The organism is Millisia brevis NBRC 105863, assembly GCF_001552615.1.
Classification (GTDB): Bacteria; Actinomycetota; Actinomycetes; order Mycobacteriales; family Mycobacteriaceae; genus Millisia; species Millisia brevis.
The window spans coordinates 1-25,068 of the sequence record NZ_BCRN01000005.1 but is presented as its reverse complement, the minus strand read 5'-3'; the positions used below and the strand labels follow the sequence as shown (position 1 = coordinate 25,068).

At 68.7% G+C, this 25,068-nt stretch carries 18 protein-coding genes and 1 pseudogene; 15 read left to right on the top strand and 4 right to left on the bottom strand.

The annotated features are described in order from the left end of the window. The 8 genes from MB1_RS08385 (at position 1) to MB1_RS08350 (ending at position 9,727) form a co-directional block, all read left to right on the top strand. Positions 1–1,341: a pyridoxal-phosphate dependent enzyme gene (locus MB1_RS08385; RefSeq protein ID WP_066905721.1), complete on the top strand. Its 1,341-nt coding sequence runs from the start codon at positions 1–3 to the stop codon at positions 1,339–1,341. A 66-nt stretch (positions 1,342–1,407) separates the two neighbouring features. Beyond that, the gene (locus tag MB1_RS08380; RefSeq protein ID WP_245650104.1) at positions 1,408–2,604 is read left to right on the top strand and encodes an aminotransferase class V-fold PLP-dependent enzyme; all 1,197 of its coding nucleotides are present in this window, start codon (positions 1,408–1,410) and stop codon (positions 2,602–2,604) included. After that, complete coding sequence (locus tag MB1_RS26515) at positions 2,601–5,054, top strand: ATP-grasp domain-containing protein (protein WP_084351239.1); 2,454 nt, start codon at positions 2,601–2,603, stop codon at positions 5,052–5,054. Before MB1_RS08380 ends, MB1_RS26515 begins: the two co-directional genes overlap by 4 nt. Further along, positions 5,051–6,355 (top strand): MFS transporter, encoded by a 1,305-nt coding sequence (locus MB1_RS26010; RefSeq protein ID WP_066905717.1) that lies wholly within the window; start codon positions 5,051–5,053, stop codon positions 6,353–6,355. Before MB1_RS26515 ends, MB1_RS26010 begins: the two co-directional genes overlap by 4 nt. Next, on the top strand, positions 6,352–7,119 hold the full coding sequence (locus MB1_RS26005; RefSeq protein ID WP_084351237.1) for a class I SAM-dependent methyltransferase: 768 nt from the start codon (positions 6,352–6,354) through the stop codon (positions 7,117–7,119). Before MB1_RS26010 ends, MB1_RS26005 begins: the two co-directional genes overlap by 4 nt. Positions 7,120–7,148: 29 nt before the next feature. Beyond that, positions 7,149–7,982: a class I SAM-dependent methyltransferase gene (locus MB1_RS08360; protein WP_157083970.1), complete on the top strand. Its 834-nt coding sequence runs from the start codon at positions 7,149–7,151 to the stop codon at positions 7,980–7,982. A gap of 135 nt (positions 7,983–8,117) precedes the next feature. Then, complete coding sequence (locus MB1_RS08355; protein WP_245650103.1) at positions 8,118–8,753, top strand: GntR family transcriptional regulator; 636 nt, start codon at positions 8,118–8,120, stop codon at positions 8,751–8,753. Beyond that, positions 8,750–9,727 (top strand): ornithine cyclodeaminase family protein, encoded by a 978-nt coding sequence (locus tag MB1_RS08350; protein ID WP_066906238.1) that lies wholly within the window; start codon positions 8,750–8,752, stop codon positions 9,725–9,727. The genes MB1_RS08355 and MB1_RS08350 overlap by 4 nt, the downstream gene beginning before the upstream one ends. Before the next feature lie 132 nt (positions 9,728–9,859). Here the strand turns inward: MB1_RS08350 and MB1_RS08345 are convergent, their stop codons facing one another. Then, a complete protein-coding gene (locus MB1_RS08345) occupies positions 9,860–10,930 on the bottom strand; it encodes an alpha/beta hydrolase (protein ID WP_084351235.1) in 1,071 nt (356 codons plus the stop codon). Positions 10,931–11,265: 335 nt separating this feature from the next. Between MB1_RS08345 and dprE1 the strand changes: the two genes are divergently transcribed. From dprE1 to MB1_RS08325, 4 genes are read left to right on the top strand one after another with little or no spacing between them, the layout of a single operon-like run. Further along, positions 11,266–12,681, top strand: coding sequence for a decaprenylphosphoryl-beta-D-ribose oxidase (gene dprE1, locus MB1_RS08340; RefSeq protein WP_084351330.1), 1,416 nt, complete (start codon positions 11,266–11,268; stop codon positions 12,679–12,681). 25 nt (positions 12,682–12,706) lie between these two features. Beyond that, on the top strand, positions 12,707–13,468 hold the full coding sequence (gene dprE2 / locus MB1_RS08335; protein WP_066905708.1) for a decaprenylphospho-beta-D-erythro-pentofuranosid-2-ulose 2-reductase: 762 nt from the start codon (positions 12,707–12,709) through the stop codon (positions 13,466–13,468). A 33-nt stretch (positions 13,469–13,501) separates the two neighbouring features. Beyond that, positions 13,502–15,463: an arabinofuranosyltransferase gene (locus MB1_RS08330; RefSeq protein ID WP_439646931.1), complete on the top strand. Its 1,962-nt coding sequence runs from the start codon at positions 13,502–13,504 to the stop codon at positions 15,461–15,463. Between the two features lie 18 nt (positions 15,464–15,481). Continuing rightward, positions 15,482–18,799, top strand: a complete 3,318-nt coding sequence (locus tag MB1_RS08325) for an arabinosyltransferase domain-containing protein (protein WP_066905706.1) — start codon at positions 15,482–15,484, stop codon at positions 18,797–18,799. A 26-nt stretch (positions 18,800–18,825) separates the two neighbouring features. Here MB1_RS08325 and MB1_RS08320 read toward each other — a convergent pair whose 3' ends face one another. Next, positions 18,826–20,271 carry a DHA2 family efflux MFS transporter permease subunit gene (locus MB1_RS08320; RefSeq protein ID WP_066905704.1) on the bottom strand — a complete coding sequence of 482 codons (1,446 nt, stop codon included), beginning with the start codon at positions 20,269–20,271 and terminating at the stop codon, positions 18,826–18,828. 85 nt (positions 20,272–20,356) lie between these two features. Here MB1_RS08320 and MB1_RS08315 point away from each other — a divergent pair, with 85 nt between their 5' ends. Both MB1_RS08315 and MB1_RS08310 read left to right on the top strand, forming a co-directional pair. Continuing rightward, on the top strand, positions 20,357–21,031 hold the full coding sequence (locus tag MB1_RS08315) for a TetR/AcrR family transcriptional regulator (RefSeq protein ID WP_066905702.1): 675 nt from the start codon (positions 20,357–20,359) through the stop codon (positions 21,029–21,031). A 77-nt stretch (positions 21,032–21,108) separates the two neighbouring features. Beyond that, positions 21,109–21,456, top strand: a complete 348-nt coding sequence (locus MB1_RS08310) for a hypothetical protein (RefSeq protein ID WP_066905700.1) — start codon at positions 21,109–21,111, stop codon at positions 21,454–21,456. A gap of 51 nt (positions 21,457–21,507) precedes the next feature. Here MB1_RS08310 and MB1_RS08305 read toward each other — a convergent pair whose 3' ends face one another. Continuing rightward, positions 21,508–21,858, bottom strand: coding sequence for an HIT domain-containing protein (locus MB1_RS08305; protein WP_218000209.1), 351 nt, complete (start codon positions 21,856–21,858; stop codon positions 21,508–21,510). Between the two features lie 1,557 nt (positions 21,859–23,415). Between MB1_RS08305 and MB1_RS08300 the strand changes: the two genes are divergently transcribed. Beyond that, entirely contained in the window at positions 23,416–24,654 is a 1,239-nt protein-coding gene (locus tag MB1_RS08300) for a PucR family transcriptional regulator (protein WP_066905696.1), read from the top strand. A 106-nt stretch (positions 24,655–24,760) separates the two neighbouring features. On the opposite strand, the pseudogene MB1_RS26000 reads toward MB1_RS08300, so the two are convergent. After that, positions 24,761–25,068 (bottom strand): annotated as a pseudogene (locus MB1_RS26000) (hypothetical protein); the annotation flags it as partial.

Here is a 25,068-nt window from a genome sequence, read left to right as displayed (position 1 = left end):
GTGAAGTACGACACGATCACCGACGTCATCGGCAATACGCCGCTGGTGCGGATCGATCCACGGATCACCGGATTGAAGAACATCGATCTCTACGCCAAGCTCGAGATGCTCAATCCGTTCGGATCGGTGAAGGACCGAGCGGCCTGGGCGATGGCGCAACCGGGGCTCGACGGCGCCGCCGCGTCGAATCGCACGATGATCGAGCTGTCCAGCGGAAATACCGCCAAGGCCTTGGCGGTGATCGCGGGCATGCACGAGGTGACCTTCCGCTCGGTCACCAACCGCATGAAGGTGCCCGAGATCAAGGAACTGCTCCTGCTGATCGGTGCGGATATCGAGGAGCTGCCCGGCCAAGCGGAGTGTCTGGACATCACCGATACCGACGATCCGTTGACCCGGATCCACCGCGCGGTATCCGAACCGGGCAGCGTGTACTTCCACACCGACCAATACTTCAACGACCGAAATGTGCAGTCCCACATCGATGGAACCGGTCCCGAGATCATCGCCGACCTCGGTGGGGTACCGGACCATTTCATCGCCTGTGTGGGCACGGCGGGATCATCCACCGGGGTCGCCACCGCCCTGCGCGCGGTCGACGACCGGGTGCGCGTGCTGGGGTTGGTGGCCGCCAAGTCCGATTTCATCCCCGGCATCCGCAATATCGACGAGGTCCACGAGGTGGGCCTGTTCCGGCCGGAAACCTACGACACGATCGAGGCGGTCGGCTCCGACGAGGCGATCGACGGAATGCTCGATCTGGTTCGACGCTGCGGCATGCTGGCCGGACCCACCGGGGGCGCCGCCTACTTCGGCGCGGTGCGCCATCTGGCCAAGGTCGACGGTCAGCTCGCCGGATCGGGGCGCCGCGAAAGCGCCGTATTCATCGTCTGCGATCGGGTCGAAAGCTATATGAGCTACGTACGAACGCGTCGACCCGAACTGCTCAAGATGCCCGCGCGGCAGCACGATGTCCGCTCCCTCGACGATGCCGCGCTTGCCGCCGCCGCCACGGTGAACGTCGGCAGCGCGCGCGAGTGGATTGCCGAGAGCGCGCCGATGGTCATCGACCTGCGCGGCGGGTTCGCCTTTGCCGCAGCACATATCGAAGGCTCGATCAATATCGTCGACGAGGTCTTCGGCGAACTGCTCGGAGGTGGCCTACCGGTATCGGTCGACTGGCCGGTCCTGCTGGTCTGCCCGGTCGGAGAACAGTCGCGGCGCTACGGCGCGCTGATGACCGCCATGGGCCACCGCGACGTGCGCAGCCTCGACGGGGGCGTCATCGCCTGGCGCGATGCCGGTGCGCCGCTGGTCCGGCCGGCCGGAGGTGCCCGATGACCCGCATGGATCTCGGCGTCGGACCTCTGGGAGAACCTCGAGCGCCTGCACTCCTGGCACAACGACGTGCGCGCGCAGTTCCCCATTCTCACCGCCCAACCCGATTGGGCCTACCTGGACAGCTCGGCGACGGCCCAGAAACCGGCGGCGGTCTTCGATGCGGTGCACACCTATCTGAACACGATCAACGCGAACGCCGGGCGCGGTACCTACTCCTGGGCGAACGAGACCACCGCCATCATCGATCGAGCTCGCACCCGCGTCGCCCGATTCCTCGGTGATCCGCGCTGCCCCGATGATCCCCGCCTCGCCGGTGAGCGCGGCGCCGATGAATCCACCGTGACCTTCGTCGAGGGGGCCAGCGGCGGTCTGCGCCGGTTGGCGCTCGATTGGTTGGTCGATCACGTCCGCGATGGCGACCACATCCTGGTTCCCTTCGCCGACCACCAGGCCAACCTGTTGCCCTGGTTGGAGGCACGGGACCGGTTGGCGGCGAACGGGGTTCGCATCACGGTGGACGCGATTCCGTACGAGAGCGCCCGCACCGGCGACTACGATATCGAGCGCTTGAAGGATGTGCTGAGCGACCGCACGACGTTCGTGGCGGTCACCCATGTCCATCACGTCTACGGCAACGATATGAACATCCACCGGATCCGGGAGGCGGTCGGACCGGATGTGGTGATCTGTCTCGACGCGGCGCAGAGCGTCGGGCATCTGCCGGTGGATGTGGGCGCTCTCGACGTCGACTTCGTCGTGCTCGCCGGGCACAAGGCGATGGCGCTTCCGGGGATCGGCGCGATCTGGTCCCGCAACCGTCGGGGCCGGCCGTTCACTCCGGCCGGCTGGTCCGGTACCCCCAACACCAGCGGCGTCGTGAGCTTGGTCGCGGCCCTGGACTGGCTCGAGACCGTCGGAATCGAGCGGATCCACACGTGGACCACCGCGCTCGGCGCGCTGCTGACCGATGCGCTGCAGTCGATGGACGCCTACGAGGTGCTCGGCTGCCAGTCCAGCCTCACCCTCGACTCGAAAGTGCAACGCCGCGTGGGCATCGTGACATTCCGGCACCGACACCTGTCCTCGAACGATCTCGGCTTCATCCTGGACAGCCGCGGGGTGATGGTCCGTGCGGACGGTCACTGTCAGGGCAGCGACGGGGAGCGGACGGCGTCGGTACGCGCCAGCATGCACGCCTATACGTCGCTCGACGAGATCGGACGCTTGATCGAGGTCATGCGCGAACTGGCGGATGCGCGATGAAGCCGGTCGTGATGGTCGACCTGTACGCCCCCACGATGCGGCTCGCGCGGGCCTTCCTCGATGCCGGACATCCCGTGATCCGGGTACAGAGCACCCCCGAGGTGCCGCCGGTGTACGGCGGATTCGACGAGCCGGGATTCGCCCCACCGATCGTGCACCACGGATCGATGTTCGACGGACCGGGATTCGAAACCACGGTCGCGGCGGTGGCCGAACACCAGCCGGTCGCGGTGATCACCGGCGGCGAGACCGGCGTGGAACTGGCCGATGCCCTGGCGGAACGACTCGACCTGCCGGGCAACGGAACCGCGCTGAGCTCCGTGCGACGCGACAAGTTCGGCATGATCGCCCGGCTGCGGGAATGCGGCTTGCACACCGCCGATCAGGTACGTGCCGCCGACCCGGAGCAGGCGCGGCTCTGGCACGAACGACGGGGCGGCCGCGTGGTGGTCAAACCGACCCGCAGCGCCGCCAACGACGGCGTGCACTTCTGCGAGAGCCCGGAGCAGACCCGAGCGGCCGTCGAGCAGGTGTCCGGTACCGACAACATCTTCGGTATCCGCAACGAAGGCGTTGTGGTGCAGGAGTTCCTGATCGGCGCCGAGTTCGTGGTCAACACGGTCAGCAGCGGCGGTAACCACCGGGTCACCGACATGTGGAAGTACACCAAGATATCGGCCAATGGCGTGTCCGATCGGGTCGTGGCGGCCGGTTCGGTCGCCGTGGACGATCCGGTCTCCGAGCGACTGACCGAGTATGCCGTCGCGGTCCTGGACGCGCTGGGCATTCGCTTCGGGCCGGCGCACCTCGAGATCATGCTGACCCCCGATGGGCCGGCCCTGGTCGAGATCGGTGCCCGGCTCTGTGGTGCCGATACCGCGTACTTCGCCGATCTGGCCGTGGGTGAGTCCCAGACCGTTTGGACACCGGTAGCTTTCGTACGACCGGCGGAGTTCGTCGAGCGTTCTACCGAGCCGCGGGTGCAGCGGAGCCATGCGGCGATGGTGTTCATGACGTCCCCGAAGGCCGGAATCCTGCGTGCCTATCCCAAACTCGACGAGGTCCGAACACTGGCGAGCTACCACAACCACTACACGATCGTGCAGCCCGGACAACCGATCGCGGTGACGATTTCCGACGTCACCGAACCGATGATGATCGGCCTGAACCACCCGGTGCGCGACGTACTCGACCGGGACCTGGCCACGGTGCTGTATCTCGACGGGGAGGGTTTCTACCGTGTCGACGAACCGACGGACCCCGACGAACCGGCGGACGGCGCCCTCGCCGGGGTGCCGCCCGGCGCCCCGGGGGTGGAGGTGGTGGCGGCGACCGACGACCGTACCGAGGTCGGCGGCGCGATCGATCGCCTCGAAGGGCGCAATGGCCCGATCGACACCGTGGTGGCCCTGAAGGAGGACGACCTGCTGGTCGCGGCCCGCATCCGGGTCGACCGCGGACTTCCCGGCGACCACCCCGACGACCTGCTGGTCTTCCGCGACAAACTCGTCATGAGTCGGGCGGCCGCAGCCGCCGGCGAGTCGGTGCCGAATCACGCTGCCGCCGAATCGATCGCGGATCTGCGTGGCTTCGGTGCGCAATACGGGTGGCCGGTGGTGGTCAAACCGAGGCTCGGCAGCTCCAGCGCCGGGGTGATCATGGTGGAACCCGGGGATCTCGACACCGTCGACCTCGATCGACGTATCGAACGCCTCGGCCCGCATATGGTGCAGTGTCGGGCCGAGGGGGCATTGCTGCACGTCGACGGGGTCTACGCCGACCGCGAGCTACCGATCTGGCGGGCCGGTCGATACCTCGGCACGCCCCTGGGCTTCCGGCAGGGCGGCTGGGTGGGGTCGGTCGACGTCGCGCATCCGCGGATCCTGCAAGCGGTGCACGACCACACCCGCGCGATCATGCGGGGACTGGCCGGGGACAGGCCGACGGTCTTCCATCTGGAGACCTTCCTCACCGAGCACGCCGGCCGGTACACCTGCACCTTTCTCGAGGTCGGTGCCCGCGTGGGCGGCGCCGAAATCCCTTTCCTGTGGCGCGACATTCATGGTCACGACCTGATGCATACCGCTTTCGGCCTCGCCATCGGCGATCGCGGCGTCCTACCGGAGCCGGAGCCGCAGCTGCGGGATCAACGTGAACTCGGGGGCCTGCTGCTGATCCCGGCACCGCATACCCGCCCCTGCGTGGTCACCCGGATGACTCCCGCGTTGGGAACCGACTGGGCGCCCGCGGAGCTGTACGGTCAGGACCGGCCGGAGATCGGTCAGGTCATCAGCGATGCCGATGCCTACTACGAGCACGTGGGTGGCCGCTACCGCTTCCGCGGATTCAGCGCTCGCGCCGTCGAATCGGCGATCAGAACGGTGGCGCGCACGGTGACGATCGAGGGCCGGCCGATCGACGTCGCCGGCGCATCGAGGATGGCGAGGTGAACCGGTACCTGCGACTCTGGGAAATCCCCGGCGCACCTCTGCTTCTGGTCGGTGGAACGGTGGCCCGCATCGGCCACGGGGTGACGATCGTCGCCTGGCTGTTGCTGGTGCGGGCGGTGACCGGCAGCTATGCCGAGGCGGGAATCGTCGCGGGGGCGATCTCGTTGGCGACGGCATTCGCGGCCCCGGTGGCCGGTCGACTGGTCGATCGCTTCGCGGTCCGAACGGTCCTGCCGATCCTGGCGCTGCTGTACTCCGGTAGCCAGATCCTGCTGTTGATCACCGTTCTGGCCGATCTTTCCACGACGGTGCTGCTGGTGGCGGCGGTGTTCACCGGCCTGTTCTTTCCGCCGATGTCACCCGCGATTCGATCGGGATGGACCCACCTGACCCGCGACGGAACCGGATACGAGGGATGTCGAACGACGGCGATGGCAGCCGAGTCGACCGTCTTCGAGTTGGTCTTCGTGGTCGGACCGCTGCTGGTCTCGGGATTCGTGCTCGCCGCGACGTCGCTGCGGGCGGTCGACCCGTCGCTATCGGGTACGGCGAGCGCCATCGTATTAGCCACCGCGACAACGGCGATCGGCACCGTTGTGGTTGCCCGCGGGCGGGCCCTGGCCGGGTTGACCGGCAACGGATCGGGGCAGCGGACGGTCGGCGTCGGGCCGCTGCGGGTCCGCGGTTTTCCGATGATGCTGATCGTCACCGCGGCGGTCGCCTTCTCGTTCGGTGCGTCGCCGGTGGCGATCGCCGCGTTCGCCGACATATACGCGGTGGGGAATCCGGCCGCGGCGACCGGTCTGCTGATCGCCGTCTGGAGTATCGGCAGTGCGTTCGGCGGCCTGACCTACGGCGCCCTTCCCCTGAGCGTGGGTGTCGACGTGCGGGTGCCCGCGGGTCGCGCCACGGTCGTGCTCGCCGGGCTGGCCGTTGGCTATGCGCTGTGGACGGTTGTCGACGGGACGACGAGCTTCGGTGTGGTCTTGCTGCTGACGGGCGCGGTGATCGCCCCGGCGACCGCCATGCTGGCCGAGATGGTGGCGGCGGCGGTGCCCGCGAGCATGCTCACCGAGGCCTATACCTGGTTCACCTGCGTGAACATGAGTGTCGCCGCGTTGGGAGCCGCGGTGACCGGCCGGGTGGTCGAGACCGCGGGCGGGGTTCGATCGTCCTTTCTGATGTGCGCCGCCGCAGCCGCGGTCGGGTGTGCGGGTGCGCTGCTGCTGTGGACGGCGTTCGCCCCGGGCGGTGCCCGCGGACGTTCCGATCGGCGGTCCCCGATGACCGAGGTCCGATGAGCCCCGTGCATGCGCCCGGGATGAACCCCGAGCAGGCGCGGGAGTGGTTCGGCCGGTGGGAAGGCCAGCAGCGGCACTACGCGCAGGGCCGCGACGAACGGTTCGAGGTGATCTGCGATGCGGTGGAGGCGGTGAATCCCCGGCCCGGGGTGATCGTCGATCTGGGCAGCGGCCCCGGTTCGTTGGCTGCTCGCGTGGCCGCCCGCTTCCCCCGCTGCGAGGTGATCGCAGTGGACATCGACCCGTTCTTGATCGCGCTGGGGCGGGCGGCCCATCCCGGTATCGGGTTCGTTCGCGCCGACATGGCCACGACGGACTGGACGCAGCACCTGCGGTCGACTGCGGTCAGCGCCGTCGTGTCGAGCACCGCGCTGCACTATCCGACACCATCGGCGCTGGCCGATATCTACCGGACCTGCGCCGCGGTGTTGTCGTCGGGAGGAGTGATGGTCAACGCCGACCACCTGCACCCGAGTGCGTACCTGCGCGAGGTGGCTCGCCTGGTCGGCGCCCGATCGGCGCACCGACGGGATACCCCGCCCGCCGCCGAGGACTGGGAACACTGGTGGGCGGCAGCGAACCGTGTACCGGAGTTCGCCGAACTGCTCCGTGACCGGAAGCGACTGGTACCGCCCCATCCGGGGGACAATGATCTGATGGTCGATGACCATCGGCGGTTGATGTGTGACAACGGTTTTGCGGTTGCCGACACGGTCTGGCAATGCGGATTCAGCACCGTCCTGGTCGGAAGGAAGGCGCCATGAACGACACGACCGGGCGGGGTGGTGGACCTGTGGACCCTCCACCTCTCGCCCACATCTTCAACTCCACCCACGCCGACTTCGACGCGGTGACTCCCCTCGTCTGGGGACCCACCGGCGAGGCGATGGCCGCGCGCGCCGGGATCCTGCCCGGTCAACGGGTACTGGACGTGTGCTCCGGGACGGGGGCGAGCGCCCTGGCGGCCGCCCGGCTGGTCGGCCCGGCCGGGAGCGTCACCGCGGTCGACTTCGCCGGCGACCTGCTGGCGCGGGCGCACGCGAAGGCTTCGGCGGCGGAACTGCACAATGTGGAATTCCGGGTGGCCGACGTCACCGACCTCCGGGCGGACGACATCGGCCATTTCGATGTCCTGACGTGTGGCTACGGAGTCTTCTTCCTTCCCGAGATGGACGCGGCCGTAAGGAATCTGATCGACCTGCTGCTACCCGGCGGGCGGTTGTCCCTCGCGGTATGGCACGACGACGCCCTCTACGACTTCGCCGGTGCCTACTTCGCCCGGGTCGCACGGGTCACAGGAGAGCCCACCCCACCGGGGCCGCGCGACCCCGTCGACGATCCCCACCCGATCACCCGGATCGACACCGTCGAGAAGATCACGGCGTGGCTCGAATCGGTGGGAGCGGTGGACACCCGGGCGACGGTCCTGCGGCTACGAATTCCCCGTACGGACACGTTCGGTTGGTCGATGGTCCTGGGCAGCGGCCTGCGCGGTGCTCTGGACGGATTGTCGCCCGAGGCGATCGCCGAGGTACGACGCGGGTTCCTGCAGGACCTGGCCGATGCCGATATGACCGAGGTCAACTGCGACACCCTGATCGCGACCGGCCGTCGGCCCGAACGATAGGCGCCGACTACCCGGCTTCGGGCCGTGGCCGATGTCGCGGCGTACGGTAGCCGGACAGGTGAAGAACCGCCGGTGCTGCGGGCGGCGGGGCGAATCGGAACGGCAGGGAGTATGGGACTCGACAACTTCGCACCGGTGACCAAGATTTCGATCCGCGATCGCGTCGGTCAGGCCCTGCGAGCGGCGATCATCGCCGGTGAAATGACGCCCGGCGTGGTCTATTCCGCCCCCACGTTGGGAGCCCGGTTCGGCGCCTCGGCCACCCCGGTCCGCGAGGCGATGCTCGATCTGGTGCGCGAGAACCTCGTGGAGATCGTGCCCAACAAGGGATTTCGGGTCACCGAGGTCAGCGAGCAGGATCTCGACGAGATCACCCGGCTGCGCCTGCTGCTCGAACCGCCGACCGTGCGCGAGGTGACACCGCTGATCCCCGAGGAGGACTTCGCCGGATTGCGCACCGCCGCAGAGGAGATCGTCCGCAGTGCCCGTGAGGGCGATATCGTCGGCTTCACCCGTGCCGACCAGGCATTCCACCTGCAGCTGATCTCCTACGCGAAGAACCGCAGGCTCAGCGCCCTGGTCGCGGAGTTGCGTTCGCATACGCGGCTGTTCGGCCTGGCGGAGATGCGCGACCGCGGCGACCTGATCCCGCTCGGGCTCGAACACTTCGAGATCATCGACACGATCCGCAGCCGCGACGCCGAGGCCGCCGAGCGACTGATGTACAGCCATATCAACAGCACCCGCGACCAGTGGGGGGTGCGGCCGTGACCGCTCCGGTGGTGCTCGACGCGGCCGCCGTCGCCGCGACCCTCGACGCCGCGGGCGCCGTGGACGTGCTGGCCGACGCGCTGCGCACCGGTGCGGTCGATCCGGAGGACGACAGCCCCCGGCTGTTCTCCGCGGCCGGCGGCGGCCGGGACTTTCTGATGATGCCCAGCCACGGCGGCGATATCGCCGGGGTCAAGGTATTGACCCTCTCGCCGGACAACCCCGCCGAGGGATTTCCCGCCGTGCAGGGTTCCTACGTCCTCTTCGAGGCCGAGCATCTGGCCCCGGTGGCGATCCTCGACGCCGGCGAACTGACATTGGTGCGCACTCCGGCCACCACGGTCCTCGCCGCCCGCCACCTGATCGCCGCACGGCAGGCCGTCGCTCCGGAGCGGGCGCGGGCCGATCGGGTGGTGGTTTTCGGCACCGGACCGCAGGCGATCCGCCACATCCGCTGCCTCGACGCCGTGCTGCGGCCGACGGACATCGCCGTCGCCGGCCGGCGTCCGGAAGCGGTCGAGCGGGTGCTCGCCGACACCGCCGATACCCCGACGCGGCTCGCTGCCGACCCGACGAGCGACCTGGCCGCCGCCGACCTGATCGTCTGCGTCACCGGTTCGCCGATGCCGCTGTTCCCGGACGTCGTACGCGACGACGCCGTCGTCTGCGGGGTCGGTGTGCACGGCCCGGACAAGCGCGAGCTGCCACCGGAGCTGATCCGGCGCGCCGACATCGTGGTGGAGGGGCGGGCCTCCGCGCTGCGCGAGGCGGGCAATCTGCTGTTGGCCCGGCCGGCCGCCTGGTGGTCCGGCGAGGACCCCGACGGTGTCCCGCCCGCCAACCTCGCCGACCTGGTCACCGGCGCCGTTCGCCCGACGCCGGGGCGTCCGCTCGTCTTCTCCGGGGTCGGGATGGCCTGGGAGGACCTGGTGGTCGCCGGGGAGATCAGCCGCCGCTACCGCGGGCGCAACTGAGCGACGCTCGACCGGCTCGGCCGCGCCGGCGAGTGCCCGTATACCCAGACGGCCTGCGCATACACAACGGCCCGGTTGCGTCCCACCGAAGCGGGAGCAGCAACCGGGCCGCGTGCACGGACGGTCCGAGCGTCAGCCGATATGGGCCGAGAGGTCGGGGATCATCTGGTAGACCTCGTTCTCCCAGTTCTTCCAGTTGTGGATACCGGTAGCCGGGTAGCTGTAGGTGATGTTGTTCGCGCCGATCGAGCGCATCCGCAGCTCGAACGCGCGGGTGCCGGCCAGCGACAACGCCTCGAGCGGCATGCCCTGGACGACCTCGGCCGGGCCGCTGATGTCGCCCGGGCCGGGCAGCGCGCTGCCGGCGGCCACCCAGAGGCGGGTGCCGTTGGCCTGCAGCTGCGGCGCGAAGACGAACGGGTCGATGCGCAGCCACTGCGGGCTCCACGGCGTCGCCATCGCGTCGATGTTGAAACCGCCGGCGGAGATCATCGCCGCGCGCAGCGCCTCGCGCATACCGGGCGCCGAGATGTTCAGGAAGCCGGAGAAGGAACCGGCGAAGCTGAACTGCTGCGGGTAGTACGCGGCCAGCGTCAACGCGGCCGAGCCGCCCATCGACAGGCCGAAGACGCCGTTGTTGGTGCGGCTGAAGCCGAGCTGGCTCTGCAGCGCGGCGGGCAGCGTCTGGGTCAGCGTGGTCTCCCAGACGTAGCGGTTGCGCTTGCCCGCCACGTCGGTCGGCGCGACCGCGGAGCCGATGGCCGCCGAGCCGATCGCGGCGGAGCCGGTCGAGGAGCCGCCGAGCGAGTCGAGGCCCAGGAAGGTGCTGCGGGTGGCCCAGTCGAGGTAGAAGCTCGACTGTCCGCCGACCGGCATCACCACGTTGATATTCGCGGCGGTCAACGCGCGGGAGACCTCGGTCTCGATCTCCCAGCCGTTGAGGTCGTCGCGGGCGCGCATGCCGTCGAGCGCGTACACGACGCGGTCGGTGTTGCCGTCGGCCGCGCGGAAGATGCGCGACTTGATCGGTCCCATCTCGGTGTCGACCCAGAAGTCGAAGCCGTCCGGGTTGAAGGCGGCCGAAGCGGTGGGCACCGTGCCGACAACCGCCGTGCACAGCGGTGCGATCAACGCCAGAGAAGTGGCGATAACCGCCCGTTTGAGCCAGGAGGCACGGGACCGCGTCCGGGTCGCTCGTCGCATGGATCGGACCTTTCGTCAGCTGTATCTCATGCGGCCCTACCGGCTCGATCGCCGAGAGGCGATCGTCGTGCTGCCGGACCGAACAACGCCCTGCTCAGTGGTGGTGGCGGAGGCGTGTCCCCCGAAGGGTGGTGGTGGCTACGGGGCGCGCATGGTTGGCAAACCTGGAAGGACCGTACCAGCCCCTCCATACCAAACACCATCCGTAACAGCAGTTGCTTGCCGAGGATTGGGGAATTCGTCGGTTATTCGTCGATTACTCCGTGAAGGAGCACACATCGGATGGGTGCCCGGGGGCGGTGGGCGGCCGCATGCGCAGCGGTACGCTCTACGAGATGTCTATCGCGCCCGGGCCGCTGGCGGCCACCGAACTTCGCACCCTCTCCGGCTGGGGCCGCACGTCGCCGACCCCCGCTCACGTCCTGAGCACCCCGGATCCGCAGCGCATCGTGGACGCGGTCACCGCGGTCGCCGACCGGAACGCCGACAAGCCCGCCCACCTGCGGCGCGGCATCATCGCGCGCGGTCTGGGCCGCTCCTACGGCGACAATGCGCAGAACGCCGGCGGCGTCGTGGTCGACATGACCGCGCTGAACACCATTCACACGATCGACGCCGATACCCACCTGGTCGACGTCGACGGTGGTGTCAGCCTCGACCAGTTGATGCGGGCCGCGCTGCCCTTCGGCCTGTGGGTTCCGGTCCTGCCGGGCACCCGCCAGGTGACGATCGGCGGTGCGATCGGCTGCGATATCCACGGCAAGAACCACCACAGCGCCGGCAGCTTCGGCAACCACGTGCAGCTGATCCACCTGTTGACCGCCGACGGGCAGGTGCGCAAACTCACCCCCACCGGCCGCACCGCGAAGCTGTTCTGGGCAACCGTCGGCGGCAACGGTCTGACCGGCATCATCCTGCGCGCGACGATCAAGATGACGCCGACCGAGACGGCCTACTTCATCGCCGACGGCGACGTCACCAAGAGTCTCGACGAGACGATCGAGTTCCACAGCGACGGCAGCGAGAGCAAGTACGACTACTCGTCCGCCTGGTTCGACGCGATCTCCGGCCCGCCGAAGCTCGGCCGCGCCGCGATCTCCCGCGGCAGCCTCGCCACCCTCGATCAGTTGCCGCCGAAGCTGCGCAAGGATCCGCTGCGCTTCGACGCCCCGCAGCTGATCAAGACGGTGCCCGATGTCTTCCCGAACGGTCTGGGCAACAAGCTGATCTTCGGGGCGATGACCGAACTGTGGTACCGGAAATCGGCGTCCTATCGCGGGAAGCCGCAGAACCTCACGCAGTTCTATCACCCGCTCGACATGCTCGGGGACTGGAATCGCGCATACGGTTCCGTCGGCTTTCTGCAGTACCAATTCGTGGTTCCGATGAACGCCGTCGAAGAATTCAAGCGAATCATCGGCGATATCCAGAGCTCGGGGCATTACTCGTTCCTCAATGTCTTCAAGCTCTTCGGTGAGGGCAACCAGGCGCCGTTGAGTTACCCGATCCCGGGCTGGAATATCTGTGTCGACTTCCAGATCAAGCCGGGGCTCGGGCCGTTCCTGCGCGATCTCGACCGCCGCGTTCTCGAATTCGGTGGCCGGCTCTATACCGCGAAGGACTCGCGCACCGATGCGCAGACCTTCCACGCGATGTACCCGCGGATCGACGAGTGGATCAAGCTGCGCCGCTCGGTCGACCCGGACGGGGTATTCGTTTCCGACATGGCACGACGACTGGAGCTGGTGTGATCGAGGCAGAGCGGCGGACGACACGATGATCGATGCAGTGGGGAGCCCCCGCACGATCCTGCTGCTGGGTGGGACGTCCGAAATCGGTCTGGCGATCATCAAGCGGTATCTGGCGGACGCACCCGCGCGGGTCATCCTCGCCGCGCTGCCGAACGACCCGCTGCGCGACGCCGCGGTCACCGAGATGACCGAGGCCGGCGCCCGCTCGGTCGAACTGATCGACTTCGACGCCGCTCAGACCGCCTCGCACCCCGAGGTGATCGCCAAGGCGTGGGCCGGCGGTGACGTCGACGTCGCGATCGTGGCCTTCGGCCTGCTCGGCGACGCGGAGCAACTCTGGCAGGATCAGGTCAAGGCGGTCGCGATCGCACAGATCAACTACACCGCCGCCGTCTCGGTGGGCGTGCTGATCGGCGAGCGGATGCGCGCCCAGGGCTTCGGCCAGATCATCGCGATGTCGACCGTCGCCGGCGAGCGGGTCCGTCGCAGCAACTTCGTCTACGGCTCCACCAAGGCCGGCCTCGACGGCTTCTACCTGGGTCTCGGCGAGGCCCTGCGCGAATACGGCCCCCGCGTGCTGGTCGTGCGCCCCGGCCAGGTGCGCACCCGCATGTCGGCCGGCGTCAAGGAAGCCCCGCTGACGGTGGACAAGGAGGACGTCGCCGAACTGGTGGTCGTCTCCGCCGCCAAGGGCAAGGATCTGGTCTGGGCTCCGCCGCCCTTCCGGTTCGTGATGATGGTGCTGCGGCATATCCCGCGGCCGATCTTCCGACGCCTGCCCATCTGACCGGGTGACCGTGATCGGAGTGTCCGGGTGACCGTGCCGGTGACCGGGACCGACGCGGAGAGCCCGGCCGATCCGAGCGGTGCGGACGCGCCCCGGGCGGCCGACCGGTCCCGGCAATGGCGCAAGCTCGGGCGCGCCGTCGCCGAGGCCGTACCGGCGGCGGTGATCGCCGCGGTGGTCGCGGTGGTGTTGATCGTCGCCATCCGCCAGGTGCAGTGGCCGGCCTATCCGTCGTCGAACCAGTTGCGTGCGCTGACCACCGTCGGCCAGTTCGTGGCGCTCGCGATGCTGGTGGTCGCCATCCTGTGGGCCCGCCGACCGGCGACGACACGGTGGCCGATGCTGGCGCGCCCGCTGTCCTGGGTGGGCCTGTCCACGCTGGTGACGATCACCCTCGCGATGCCGCTGGGCGCCACCTCGCTCTACCTCGGTGGGCTCTCGGTCGACCAGGAGTTCCGCACCCAGTACCTCTCGCGCTTCGTCGATTCCGCGGCGCTGCGCGATATGAACTACATCGACATCCCGCCCTTCTATCCGGCCGGCTGGTTCTGGGTCGGCGGGCGACTGGCCGCGCTGACCGGCATCGACGGGTGGGCCTTCTTCGCCCCGTATTCCATTGCGGCGCTGGCGGTATGCGCGGTGCTCGCGCTGGTGCTGTGGACCCACCTGATCAACACCGATGTCGCGATCCTCGCGGCGACGACCGTGGCGGTGGTGACGCTCGCCCACGCCGCCCCGGAACCCTATGCGGCGATCCTGGTGGTCCTGATCCCACCGGTGCTGCTGCTGGCCTGGGGGGCGCTGGCCCGCTCGCCCGGCGAGGGGTGGGCCGCGATCGTCGGCACCGGATTGTTCCTGGGGATGGTGGCCGCCACCTACACGCTCTACCTGTTCTGGCTGGTGCTGACCCTGGTGCTGATGGCCTCGGCGGCCGCGTTCGGCAACTATCGGCGCTCCGCCCCGGCCGACGCGATCTTCTGGCCGTTTCTGCGGCTGATCCCCATCGGGATCATCGCCGTGGTGATCGCGCTGCCGTGGTGGCTGCCCTATCTGTGGCAGGTGGTGCGCGGCGGCGGCCTGCCCGGCGGCGGCAGCGCGATGCACTATCTGCCCGGCGGTGGCGCGACGTTGCCGTTGCCGATGCTCTCCGCGAGCCTGCTCGGGCTGCTGTGCCTGCTCGGCACCGGCTGGTTGGTGCTGTTGGCACGCTCGTCGCGGCGGGCGGCCGCGCTCGGCGTGGGCATCGTCGCGGTCTACCTATGGGTACTGCTGTCGATGGCCGCGACCGTGATCGGCACGACTCTGCTGGGCTTCCGCCTCGAGCCGGTGGTGATCGCCCTGCTCGCCACCGCCGGCGTCTTCGGATTCGTCGACGGCGTCCGGGCGATCCACCTGGCGACCAACGAGTCGGCCCGCACCCTGGCGATGCTGTTGGTACTGGGCGGCATCGCCGGGGCCGGGTTGACCCAATCGGTGCCCGCGACGTTGAGCGGCGATATCGACACCGCCTATACCGACACCGACGGCAACGGGGTGCGCGCCGATATGCGCCCGCCCAGTTCGGTGGCCTTCTATCCGGAGATCGACCGGGTGATCACCGAGAACCTCCAGCGGCCGCGCGACGAGACCGTCGTGCTGACTGCCGATTACGGATTCCTGAGCCTGTACCCCTACTTCGGCTACCAGTCGTTGACCTCGCACTACGCCAATCCGATGGCGCGGTTCGAGGAGCGGGCCGCGCAGATCGCCGCCTGGTCGAAGCTGACCGGACCGGACGAGCTGCTCGCGGCGATGGACGAATCACCGTGGCGGGCACCGGATGTGTTCGTCTTCCGGACCTCGCCCGATGGGTACACCCTGCGGTTGGCCGAGGATGTGTACCCCAATGATCCGAATGTGCGTCGCTATACCGTGACGTTCCCGGCTTCGCTGTTCGACAACAACAATTTCGCCACCGAACTGGTCGGGCCGTTCGCGGTCGTGATCAGGCGCTGATACCCCCGACGGAAAACGATGCCCGACTCTCCGACTGATACCCGCCGCACCCACGGGTCCGCGGTTCCGCCGCTGCGGGAGCCGTCCCGGCGTGACCGCTTCCCCCTCGCGACCCGTCGGCTGCTGGCCGCGGTCAGCGGCCTGATCGGTCTGCTCTTCGCGATCGCCACACCGCTGCTGCCGGTGACCCAAACCGTCGCGGTGGTCGAATGGCCGCAGGCGGCCGGCGTGCCGGGCAATATCGATGCCCCGCTGGTCACCCAGACACCGATCTCGCTGACCGCGACGATCGACTGCACCGCCGTCGCCCAGCTGCCGCCCGAGGGCGGCCTGCTGTTGGCGACCGCGCCGGCGCAGGGTACCGACGCCGCGGTCAACGCGATGTTCGTGCGGGTCGGCACCAATGTCGACGTCGTCGTGCGCAATGTCGTGCTGGCGAGCGCGCCGCGCGAGCAGGTCGAAACCGGCGGCTGCAGCACGATCGAGATCAATTCGACCTCGACGCTGACCAGCGTCGAGTACGTCGGCCTGACCGACGAGACCGGGCAGCCGGTGCGTGGCGAGCAGGTCGAACGCGACGAGCGACCGCAGGTGGTCGGGATCTTCTCGGACCTGCCGACCACCTCGGGTATCTCGCTGAGCATGACGGTCGACTCGCGATTCTCGACCACCCCGACGCTGCTGAAGATGCTCGCGATGGTGATCGCCGTTCTGGCGACGATCATCTCGCTGTTCGCCCTGGCGTCCCTCGATGTGACCGACGGCCGTTCGCACCGTCGGATCGTGCCCGCCAACTGGTGGAAGTTCTCCGGTGTCGACGCCGCCGTGATCGGTGTCCTCGGACTCTGGCATTTTGTCGGCGCGAATACCTCCGACGACGGCTACATCCTGACGATGGCCCGCGCCGCCGAGCACTCCGGCTATCTGGCGAACTACTACCGCTGGTACGGCGTGCCCGAGGCTCCGTTCGGCTGGTACTACGACGTGCTGGCCCTGATGGCGAAGGTGTCGACCGCAAGCCCGTGGATGCGCCTGCCCGCGCTGATCGCGGCGGTGCTCTGCTGGATGGTGATCAGCCGCGAGGTCATCCCGCGCCTCGGCGGTGCGGTGCGCCGGTCCACCCCGGCGCTGTGGACCGGCGGCTTCATCTTCCTGGCGTTCTGGTTGGCCTACAACAACGGCCTGCGGCCGGAGCCGATCGTCGCGCTCGGCGCCCTGTTGACCTGGTGCTCGATCGAGCGCGGTATCGCGACCGGACGTCTGCTACCGATTGCGATCGCCTGTTTGGTCGGCGCCTTCACCCTGGCGGCCGCGCCGACCGGGTTGATGTGCGTCGCGGCGCTGTTGGCGGCGATCCGTCCGATCACCCGACTGGTCCTGCGGCGGTCCAGGGACCTCGGACTGGTGCCGATCCTCGCGCCGATCGCGGCCGCGGGATCGATCGTGCTGGTCGCGGTGTTCCGGGACCAGACCTGGGCCGCGGTCTCCGAGGCGACCCGCATCCGCAACCTCGTCGGCCCCGCGGAGGGGTGGTACGAGGACTTCCTGCGCTACTACTACCTGTTCGTCGAGACGGTCGACGGTTCGCTGACCCGCCGGTTCGCCTTCCTGATGATGGTGCTGTGCCTGCTGGTCACGATCCTGACCCTGGTGCGCAAGCCCGCGATTCGCGGTATCGCCCGCGGACCGTCGTGGCGGCTGGTCGCGATCGTGCTCGGAACGATGTTCTTCATGATGTTCAACCCCACCAAGTGGACCCACCACTTCGGCGCCTACGCCGGAATCGCGGGTGCGCTCGGGGCGCTGGCGGCGGTGCTGGTGTCGCCGGCGGTGATGCGGGCGCGGCGCAACCGCACCTACTTCGCGGCCGGATTGATCCTGCTGGTGGCGTTGGCCTTCTCGGGCATCAACGGTTACTGGTACGTCTCGGCGTACGGGGTGCCGTGGTTCGACAAGCCGGTGTCCTACAACGGTTTCGGTGCCACCACGTTGCTGCTGGGGATCTTCCTGCTCGTCGCGGCGATCGGTACCTGGCAGTACCTGCGCGACGACGTCGCGGCGCCGCCGAAACCGCGGAAGCTGCGCGGGCCGCTGCGGGTGCTCGAGCGCCTCGCCGGCGTCCCGCTCGCGGTGGTGGTGGTCGGCCTGGTCGCCTTCATGGTGCTCTCGCTGCTCAAGGGCGCGGTATCGCAGTACCCGGCCTATTCGATCGCCCGCGGCAATATCGATGCCGTGCTCGGCCGGCCGTGCGGGCTGGCCTACGACGTGCTGGTCGAACCGGACCCGAACTCGGGCGCCCTGGTACCGATCCTCGACCCGGCCAACCCGCCGGATCCGACGACCGGCCCCCTGGGTGGCGCCGGCCCGGTCAACTTCTCGCCCAACGGCATCGCGACCGATCTGGCCGCCGACGCCATCGCGGTCGACCCGGGGATGGGCAATACCGAACAGCAGAGTGTCGGTCCGACGATCGCCGAGGGACAGTCTGCCGGCACCTCCGGAGGCACCGGCGCGGTCGGCATCAACGGCAGCACCGCCCGCCTGCCGTTCGGTCTCGATCCGGCCCGTACCCCGGTGATCGGCTCCTACCAGAGCGGGGTGCAGGAGCCCGCCAAGGCGACCTCGAGTTGGTATTCCCTGCCGCCGCGCAGTGACGATCGACCGCTGATCGTCATCACCGCCGCCGGGCGGATCTGGTCGATCGACGACACCGGGGCGTCGACCTACGGGCAGTCGTTGATGCTCGAATACGGCAAGCGCGAGCCCAACGGCGATGTCACCGTGCAGGGCGACTATCTGCCGCGTGATATCGGCCCGGCGCCGAGCTGGCGGAACCTGCGCGTCCCGATCGCCGATATCGCCCCGGATGCCGACGTCGTGCGGATCGTCGCCAACGATCCGAACCTCACCGGCGACCAGTGGCTGGCGTTCACCCCGCCGCGGGTGCCGTACGTCGAGAGCCTGCAGGACTATCTCGGCAGCGATCAGCCGATCCTGCTCGACTGGGCGGTCGGCCTGCAGTTCCCCTGCCAGCGGCCCTTCGACCATCGGTACGGCATCGCCGAGGTTCCCGAATACCGGATCCTGCCGGACCGCCCGTTGGCGGTGTCCTCGACCGATACCTGGCAGTCCAATGACAACGGCGGTCCGCTGGGGTGGGCCGAGATGCTCAGCGAGGCGGTCACCGTGCCGACCTATCTGCGCAACGACTGGGGTCGGGACTGGGGTTCGCTCGAGCGCTATGTGCCCTACTACCCCGCGACCCCGGCGGTACCGGTGACCTCCGAGGAAACCCGTTGGGGCTGGTGGACTCCGGGACAGATCCGGCGCTACTGACCCGGCGGCTGCTGAACCGGCGCTGCTCAACCGGCGGTGGTCTCCCCCTGCTCCGGTCGGCCGGATCGTTCCGGTCGACCGGGCAGCAGGCGGGACAGCCCCGCGGCGATCGCCGCCAGGACCGCAAGGATGCCGAAGAGGACCGCCGAGCCGCCGTCGTCGAGGAAGCCGACGGCGAGGACCCCCACCGAGGCCGCCAACTGCACGCAGATGAACAGCCCGGTGGTGCCCTGCGCCGCCGCCTCGACCGGCAGGGTGCGGTAGACGTTGCCGAAGGTCGGTGAGGCGATCGCCCCGAGGCTCATCCCGGCCGCGATGAGCGCCACCACGACCACCGGCAGCGGCGCCGCTTGGCCGGAGATCAGCACCGTGAGCGCCGCCATGACCGCGGTCAACCCGACCGCCCCGGTGGTGACCAGGGGCCGCGGACCGATGGTGTCGCTGACGCGGCTGGCGATCGGCATCACGATCAGCAGGCCGATCCCGAAGGCGGTGACCAGCGCGCCGGTCGCGGTCCCGGTCAGGCCATACCCCCGCTCGGCGAGCAGCGGAAGCTGGGTGAGCAGGCCGTACATGGTGACGCCGGTGACGCTCATGATCGCCAGGCTCGTGGTGTACGCGCGGTAGCGCAGCAGTCGAACATCGAAGGGCGGCGCCACCTTCGGATCGCTGCTGCGCAGCGTGCGGCGGGTATAGCCGGCCAGGACCAGCACGCCGCCGGCCGCGAGGGCCACGATCGCCGCCGGCGGGAAGCTGCCCACCCGGTTGACCGCGAACAGCACCGCCAGGACGCCGGTGGACAGGGCGACGATCCCGAGGACGTCGGGTACCGCGCCGGTGTCGGGGCGGCCCGCGGCCGGCGAGCCGGGCTCGTTCGCCTCGTCCTCCGGCAGGAAGCGGTACACCAGGATCAGCGCGATCAGGCCCAGGGGGATCTTCGCCCAGAACAGCCACGGCCAGTCCGCCGCGGTGACCAGATAGGCGCCGAGCACCGGTCCGACCACCGGGGCGATGTTGATGATCAGCGAGAACAGCCCCATCACGGTGCCGATCCGCGACCGCGGCGCCACCGAGGCGGTCAGGGTGATCGACGCCGGTTCGAGCAGGCCGCCGGCCGCGCCCTGCAGGACGCGCAGGGCGATCAGCCAGCCGATCGACGGCGCGAATCCGACCACCGCGGAGGTGAGGATGAACAGGACGAGCCCGCCGAGGAAGACCCGTCGCGGCCCGAAGCGGGCGGTCAGCCAGGTCAGCGTGGGCAGCACGGCCGCCGCGGCGAGCAGGTATCCCACCGTCACCCAGACGACGACGTCGAAGGTGGTGGCGAAAGTGGTGGTGAGCGAGTCGAGGGCGACGGTGACCAGGGTGCCGTCGAGGACGGCCAGAAAGGCCGAGATCCCCAGGGCGGCAATGACAACCAGATGACGTCGGGTGAGGCGGTCGTTCGGAGCGGCCGCATTGCTTACTGACATGGGCAAGAAACTAAACTACACCGTAAAGTAAAGGCAAGGGTTCGGCTCGATAAGGCTCGCGGTCCACTCGGGGTAGAGTTGCCCGGTGGCAGGACGTGCGAGCAAGCGGGAACAGATCCTGGCCGCGGCCGCTCCGGTCTTCGGCCGCGACGGCTACGAGCGGGCCAGTATCGACGCGATCGCCGCCGCCGCCGGGGTTTCGAAGCCGACGGTGTACAGCCACTTCGGCAGCAAGGAACAGCTCTTCCGCGAGTCGGTGGCCGACTCCGCCGAACGGCTGAATGCCGGCTCCCACGTGGCGATTCGGCGCCTCGACCTCGCGCCGGATCGGTGGCGGGACGGGCTCTACGCCCTCGGCTGGGAGCTGACGGAATGCCAGCGCAGCGACTGCAATCGGCACCTGAGCCGACTGATCTCCGCCGAGGTGGGCCGCGACCCCGGCCTGTTCGCCTGGGTGTGGGAGCGCAGCGGCGGCCCGATCACCGATACGCTCGCCGGCCGGCTGGCGATGCTCGGCAACGCCGGCTTCCTGCGAGTGGTGAACCCGCAGGTGGCCGCGCGCCAGTTCATCGCGCTGATCGGCGCCGAGTTGGGCGAGTTGACCGGGCTGGGGAGCAGCGATGTCGACGAGCAGCGGCTGCGGGCGGCGGTCGACGCCGGCGTCGAGACCTTTCTGGCCGCCTATGCGGCGGAGCCCGACCGCCGGTCCGACCGCCCGGATGCGGCCGGAACCAACCACATCGGCGCGGTCATACCCTGACGACCGGTAGGGTTCGATTCAACCGGGTGCCGCGCAGTGGGGGGCGCCCGACCGATCTCTACCTTCGGGGGGAACCGATGGCTCTACGTACCGCGATCGCACGCTGTGCCCTGGCTCTGGGCATCGCCGGCGCCGGACTGCTGGTCGCGCCGATGTCCGCGGGCGCTCAGCCGGTGGCGCCGACACCGGTGGTCGACGAGCGGCCGTGCCGCGACCTCGACGCGGGAGCGTGCCCGGTGCAGCCGTCCGAGGATGAGCTGTCGTGGTGCTACCGCGGGGTCTGCTCCAACTACGACAAGCTGGGCAACTTCGTGTGCACCAGCGGGGGCACGACGCCGCTGGCGTTCCTGACCGACCCGTTGTGCAACCTGGCGATGGCCGGCGTGCGGGCGCTGCCGCCGTTCCCGCTCGGGGAGTGGATCTGATCGTTCCCCCGGCGGGGTAACGCTGCCGGGTGGTTCGGCGGGGTTTTCCGGTCAGCCCGGTGGCCAGGTGAATTCGCGTCCACCCAGGACGTGCAGGTGGGCATGGAATACCGTTTGCTGGGCTCCGGAACCGGTGTTGAAGACCGTGCGGTAATGGCCGCCGAGCCCTTCGGCGTCGGCGACCTTCCCGGCGAGATCGAACAGGTCGGCGATTTCCCCGGCGTCGGCCCGCGCGAGTGCGACCGCATTCGGTACGTGCCGCCGGGGAATCACCAGGACGTGTGTCGGCGCCTGCGGGTTGATATCGCGAAATGCCAGGCTGAGTTCGGATTCGGCAACCACGTCGGGGGCGAGATCGCCGGTCGTGAACCGGCAGAAGAGGCAGTCGTCGCTGGTGTCCACACCGGCAATCTACCCCGCGGCGCCCGTGACGGAGGGGCTGCCGACGTTGTCGGAAGACCGGGCGCGAAGTCGCATTCCAGGCATATGCCGTCGCGTCCTTATGGAACCGGATTCCATTCCGGATGTTCTCCGCTGCGGATTCGAGTGACCGGTCACAGCAGGGCTGTCGGGGCAGCAGTGAGTCATACCAGAGTGCAGTCCGGTACACCTGGAACCGGTTCGCGGCATGGTCTCATGGTGCCTGCGGAAGAGCTGATCCCGTTTCGATGCGGCAGCGATTCCGGGTGGGGAGGAGCGGTGAGCGTAGGCGCTCCGGAGCTCGGCAGGTTCGGTGGACGACGCGAACGTGGCGGTGGCATTCGGTGGCACGGCGGGCGATGGAACGTGGTCGGCGCAGTTCGGCGATGATGGCACACCCTGCCGGGCAACGGTTTCGGCGGCGACGGCGTTCGTGGCCGCACGTTATGGCATATCGCAGGGGTGGACATGGTCGGGGCCGAGCACGTGCGAGCGGGGGCAGGCCGAACGGCGACCACGAGATGCTGGTCGATTCCATCGGCACCTCCGGTCCGGTCGAATGCGAACATCACCGGTCCGGCCCCGGCGGTGTCGGCGCCGTGAAAAGCGTGGGAAATCGGGCAGCCGTGTTCGCCGGCCTGCGCGCGCGATATCGCGGCTGCGAACACCCGCTATGGCTCGATGCGGTGTTGTCCCGGTACGTCGAGGGAGGGGGCGATGAATGTTCTCGCCGTTTCGTCCCGAGCCGGCGAGGACCTGCTGATGACGCCGCCCTGTGGTGACACGGTCTTCCTCGGTATCACCAGGGATCGTGTGGTGGTGCCGGCGGAGGATCCGGGATGGCGGTGCGCCGGGACCGGATGGAACTGGAAACGGGTCTGCGTGCCGATGAGCGGTTCGGCTGTGCCACTGATTGTGGGATCGTTTCGATTGCCCGGGTGGCGGAGTCTGGTGCCCGGCGCGCGATCGGCACCGGCAGGACCGGGCCCCGGTCGAGGTGGGCGTCGGCGGTTGGTGGCTCAGGGATCCCATGCGCGCAACGGCACTCGACGACATGAGACGCGGTGGTTCCGTGACAGGCGTGCGTGACGTCGACCGACGACATTCACGGTGGCGTGACGAGGGAATGGGCTACTATTCGGCCGCAATTCGCGTAATTCGGTCCCGTGATCCGTGTGTGATCAGGTGGCATTACTGAAGTATTCCGACCGAGAATTGATTGCCTCGATCTGGGCGTCGCATAAGCATTTCCGCCGAGGTGTGATCAATCGGTCGATTTCACAAACACCGTGCCGGGCAGCGGTGTTCGACGTTCGAATAGGAACTCGTTCGGTAATCTGTGTCACCCGATTCGGATCGGTGCTCGGATCGACATTCGACCTGCACGGTCGGTCCGGACGGATGTGGAGAAGCCCAAATTGGGCACTGCCTACATTATCCGCCTGTTATACGGCCGAGATGACTTGATATCCTGTAACCGCAAGTCGCAGTATCGTGCCGGTCGGTTGGGTTTGGCGCCTCAGCGCGAAAGGTGTTTGCATGGAGGAGAATCCGGAGGTCGACCGGGACCCCGTCGAGGATTCCTGGACCGGCGAGCAGATCCTCCCGTTCTTCCGGGACGCGGGGCCGCTGTCGGCCGCCCTGTTCGAGCATGTCGAAGCAGTCCTGCGGTCCAACGACTATGCGCGGGCGGGTCGGCTCGAACGCGACAGTCAGCGGATCGTGGAAGCGTCGATGAAGGCTGCGGTTGCCACCCTCGTGGCCGATGGTGAGGCCGACGAGGCCTACGCGGAGTTGCGACGTTCGGCAGATCATTGGGCCCGCGAGGGAGTACCCGTTCTGTCGGTGATCGGAGGGGTATTCGAGGGTTTTCGAATCGCCAGCAGGGTCCTCATCGACATGAGCGGCGAGCATGGTGCGTCCGACCTCGCCGGGATAATCGATACGCTGATCGACCTGCTCAGTGCGGTCACGGAGACCATCGGTGCCGCCTATGTGGAGGAGTACCGGACCGCGCAACGATCGCAGCGGATCGCGGAACAGGCTGCCGTTACCGCGCTGGTCGGCGGCCATCCCGTGTCGTCGACCGCGCGTTTGAGCGGTATTTACGTGGCCGAGTCCTACACGCTGCTGGCCCTCGCGATCAGCAGCCAGGACGTGCCATCGGCCGAGGGGCCCGAGCGGGACTACGTGCTGCGCCGAACCCAGCGCAGGGTTCAGTTGGTCCTCGACGAGATCGAGGACACCGACGTGATGAGCCTGGTGGGTCTGTACGGCGGCATCGTCCTGATCCCGGGCACCCGATCCTTCGAATGGCTACGGGTGATCATCGACCGAATGACAGCGGAGGCGAGAGTCGACATAGTCGCCGCATTCGTCGAAGCGCGGACGGAGGATCTGCCGCGGGCGGTCGCCCAGGCTCATGAGCTGATCGACGTGGCGCAGCGACTCGAGCGGCCGCCGGGCCTCTACCGCTTTCGCGACCTCGCGCTCGCATTCCAACTCATGCAGCCCGGACCGGGGCGCGACCACCTCGTCGAAGTCCTCGAACCGCTCCGGCCGCACCCCGAGCTGGTGCATACGCTCCGCGTGCATATCCAGAACGACCTGCACCGGCAGCGCTCGGCGCGGCAGCTCCACCTGCATGCGAACAGCCTCGACAACCGACTCAAGCGGATCGGTGAACTCACCGGGCTCAGCGTGACCAAACCGCAGGACCTGGCCACGCTGCACGCGGCGCTGATCGTCTCCGGCCTCACCCCGGCATCCGAGTCCTAGCCGGGACCGTCGGGGCCACGAGGATTGCGGGACCGCGGCTGCGGGACGGTCGGGCCGCCGGTCGACGGGCGCGCGACCGCCGGGATGGTCCGGGTCCCGGTCGTTGTCAGCGGCGCGGGCGGAACTGCTGCTCGTCCTCGGCGGGCTCGGCCGGCAGCGCGATCGCCGGGAAGCTGCCGGTGAACTCGCTGGTGGCGTCGAGCGGATTCCACGGATCGACCAGGCCGTCCGGAAGCGGGATGTTGAGCAGCACCGTCGGCGGGGCGTCCGCGGCGCGGAAGGGATCCGTCGGGGGCGCGATCTCGGTGGGGTAATCCAGGTGCGTGGGCGCCGCCGCGCCGGCGGCCACCGGCTGCGCGGTCGGCCGCGCGGGTGCGGGCCGGGCCGGGACCGGCTGGGCCGGGAACGGCCGGG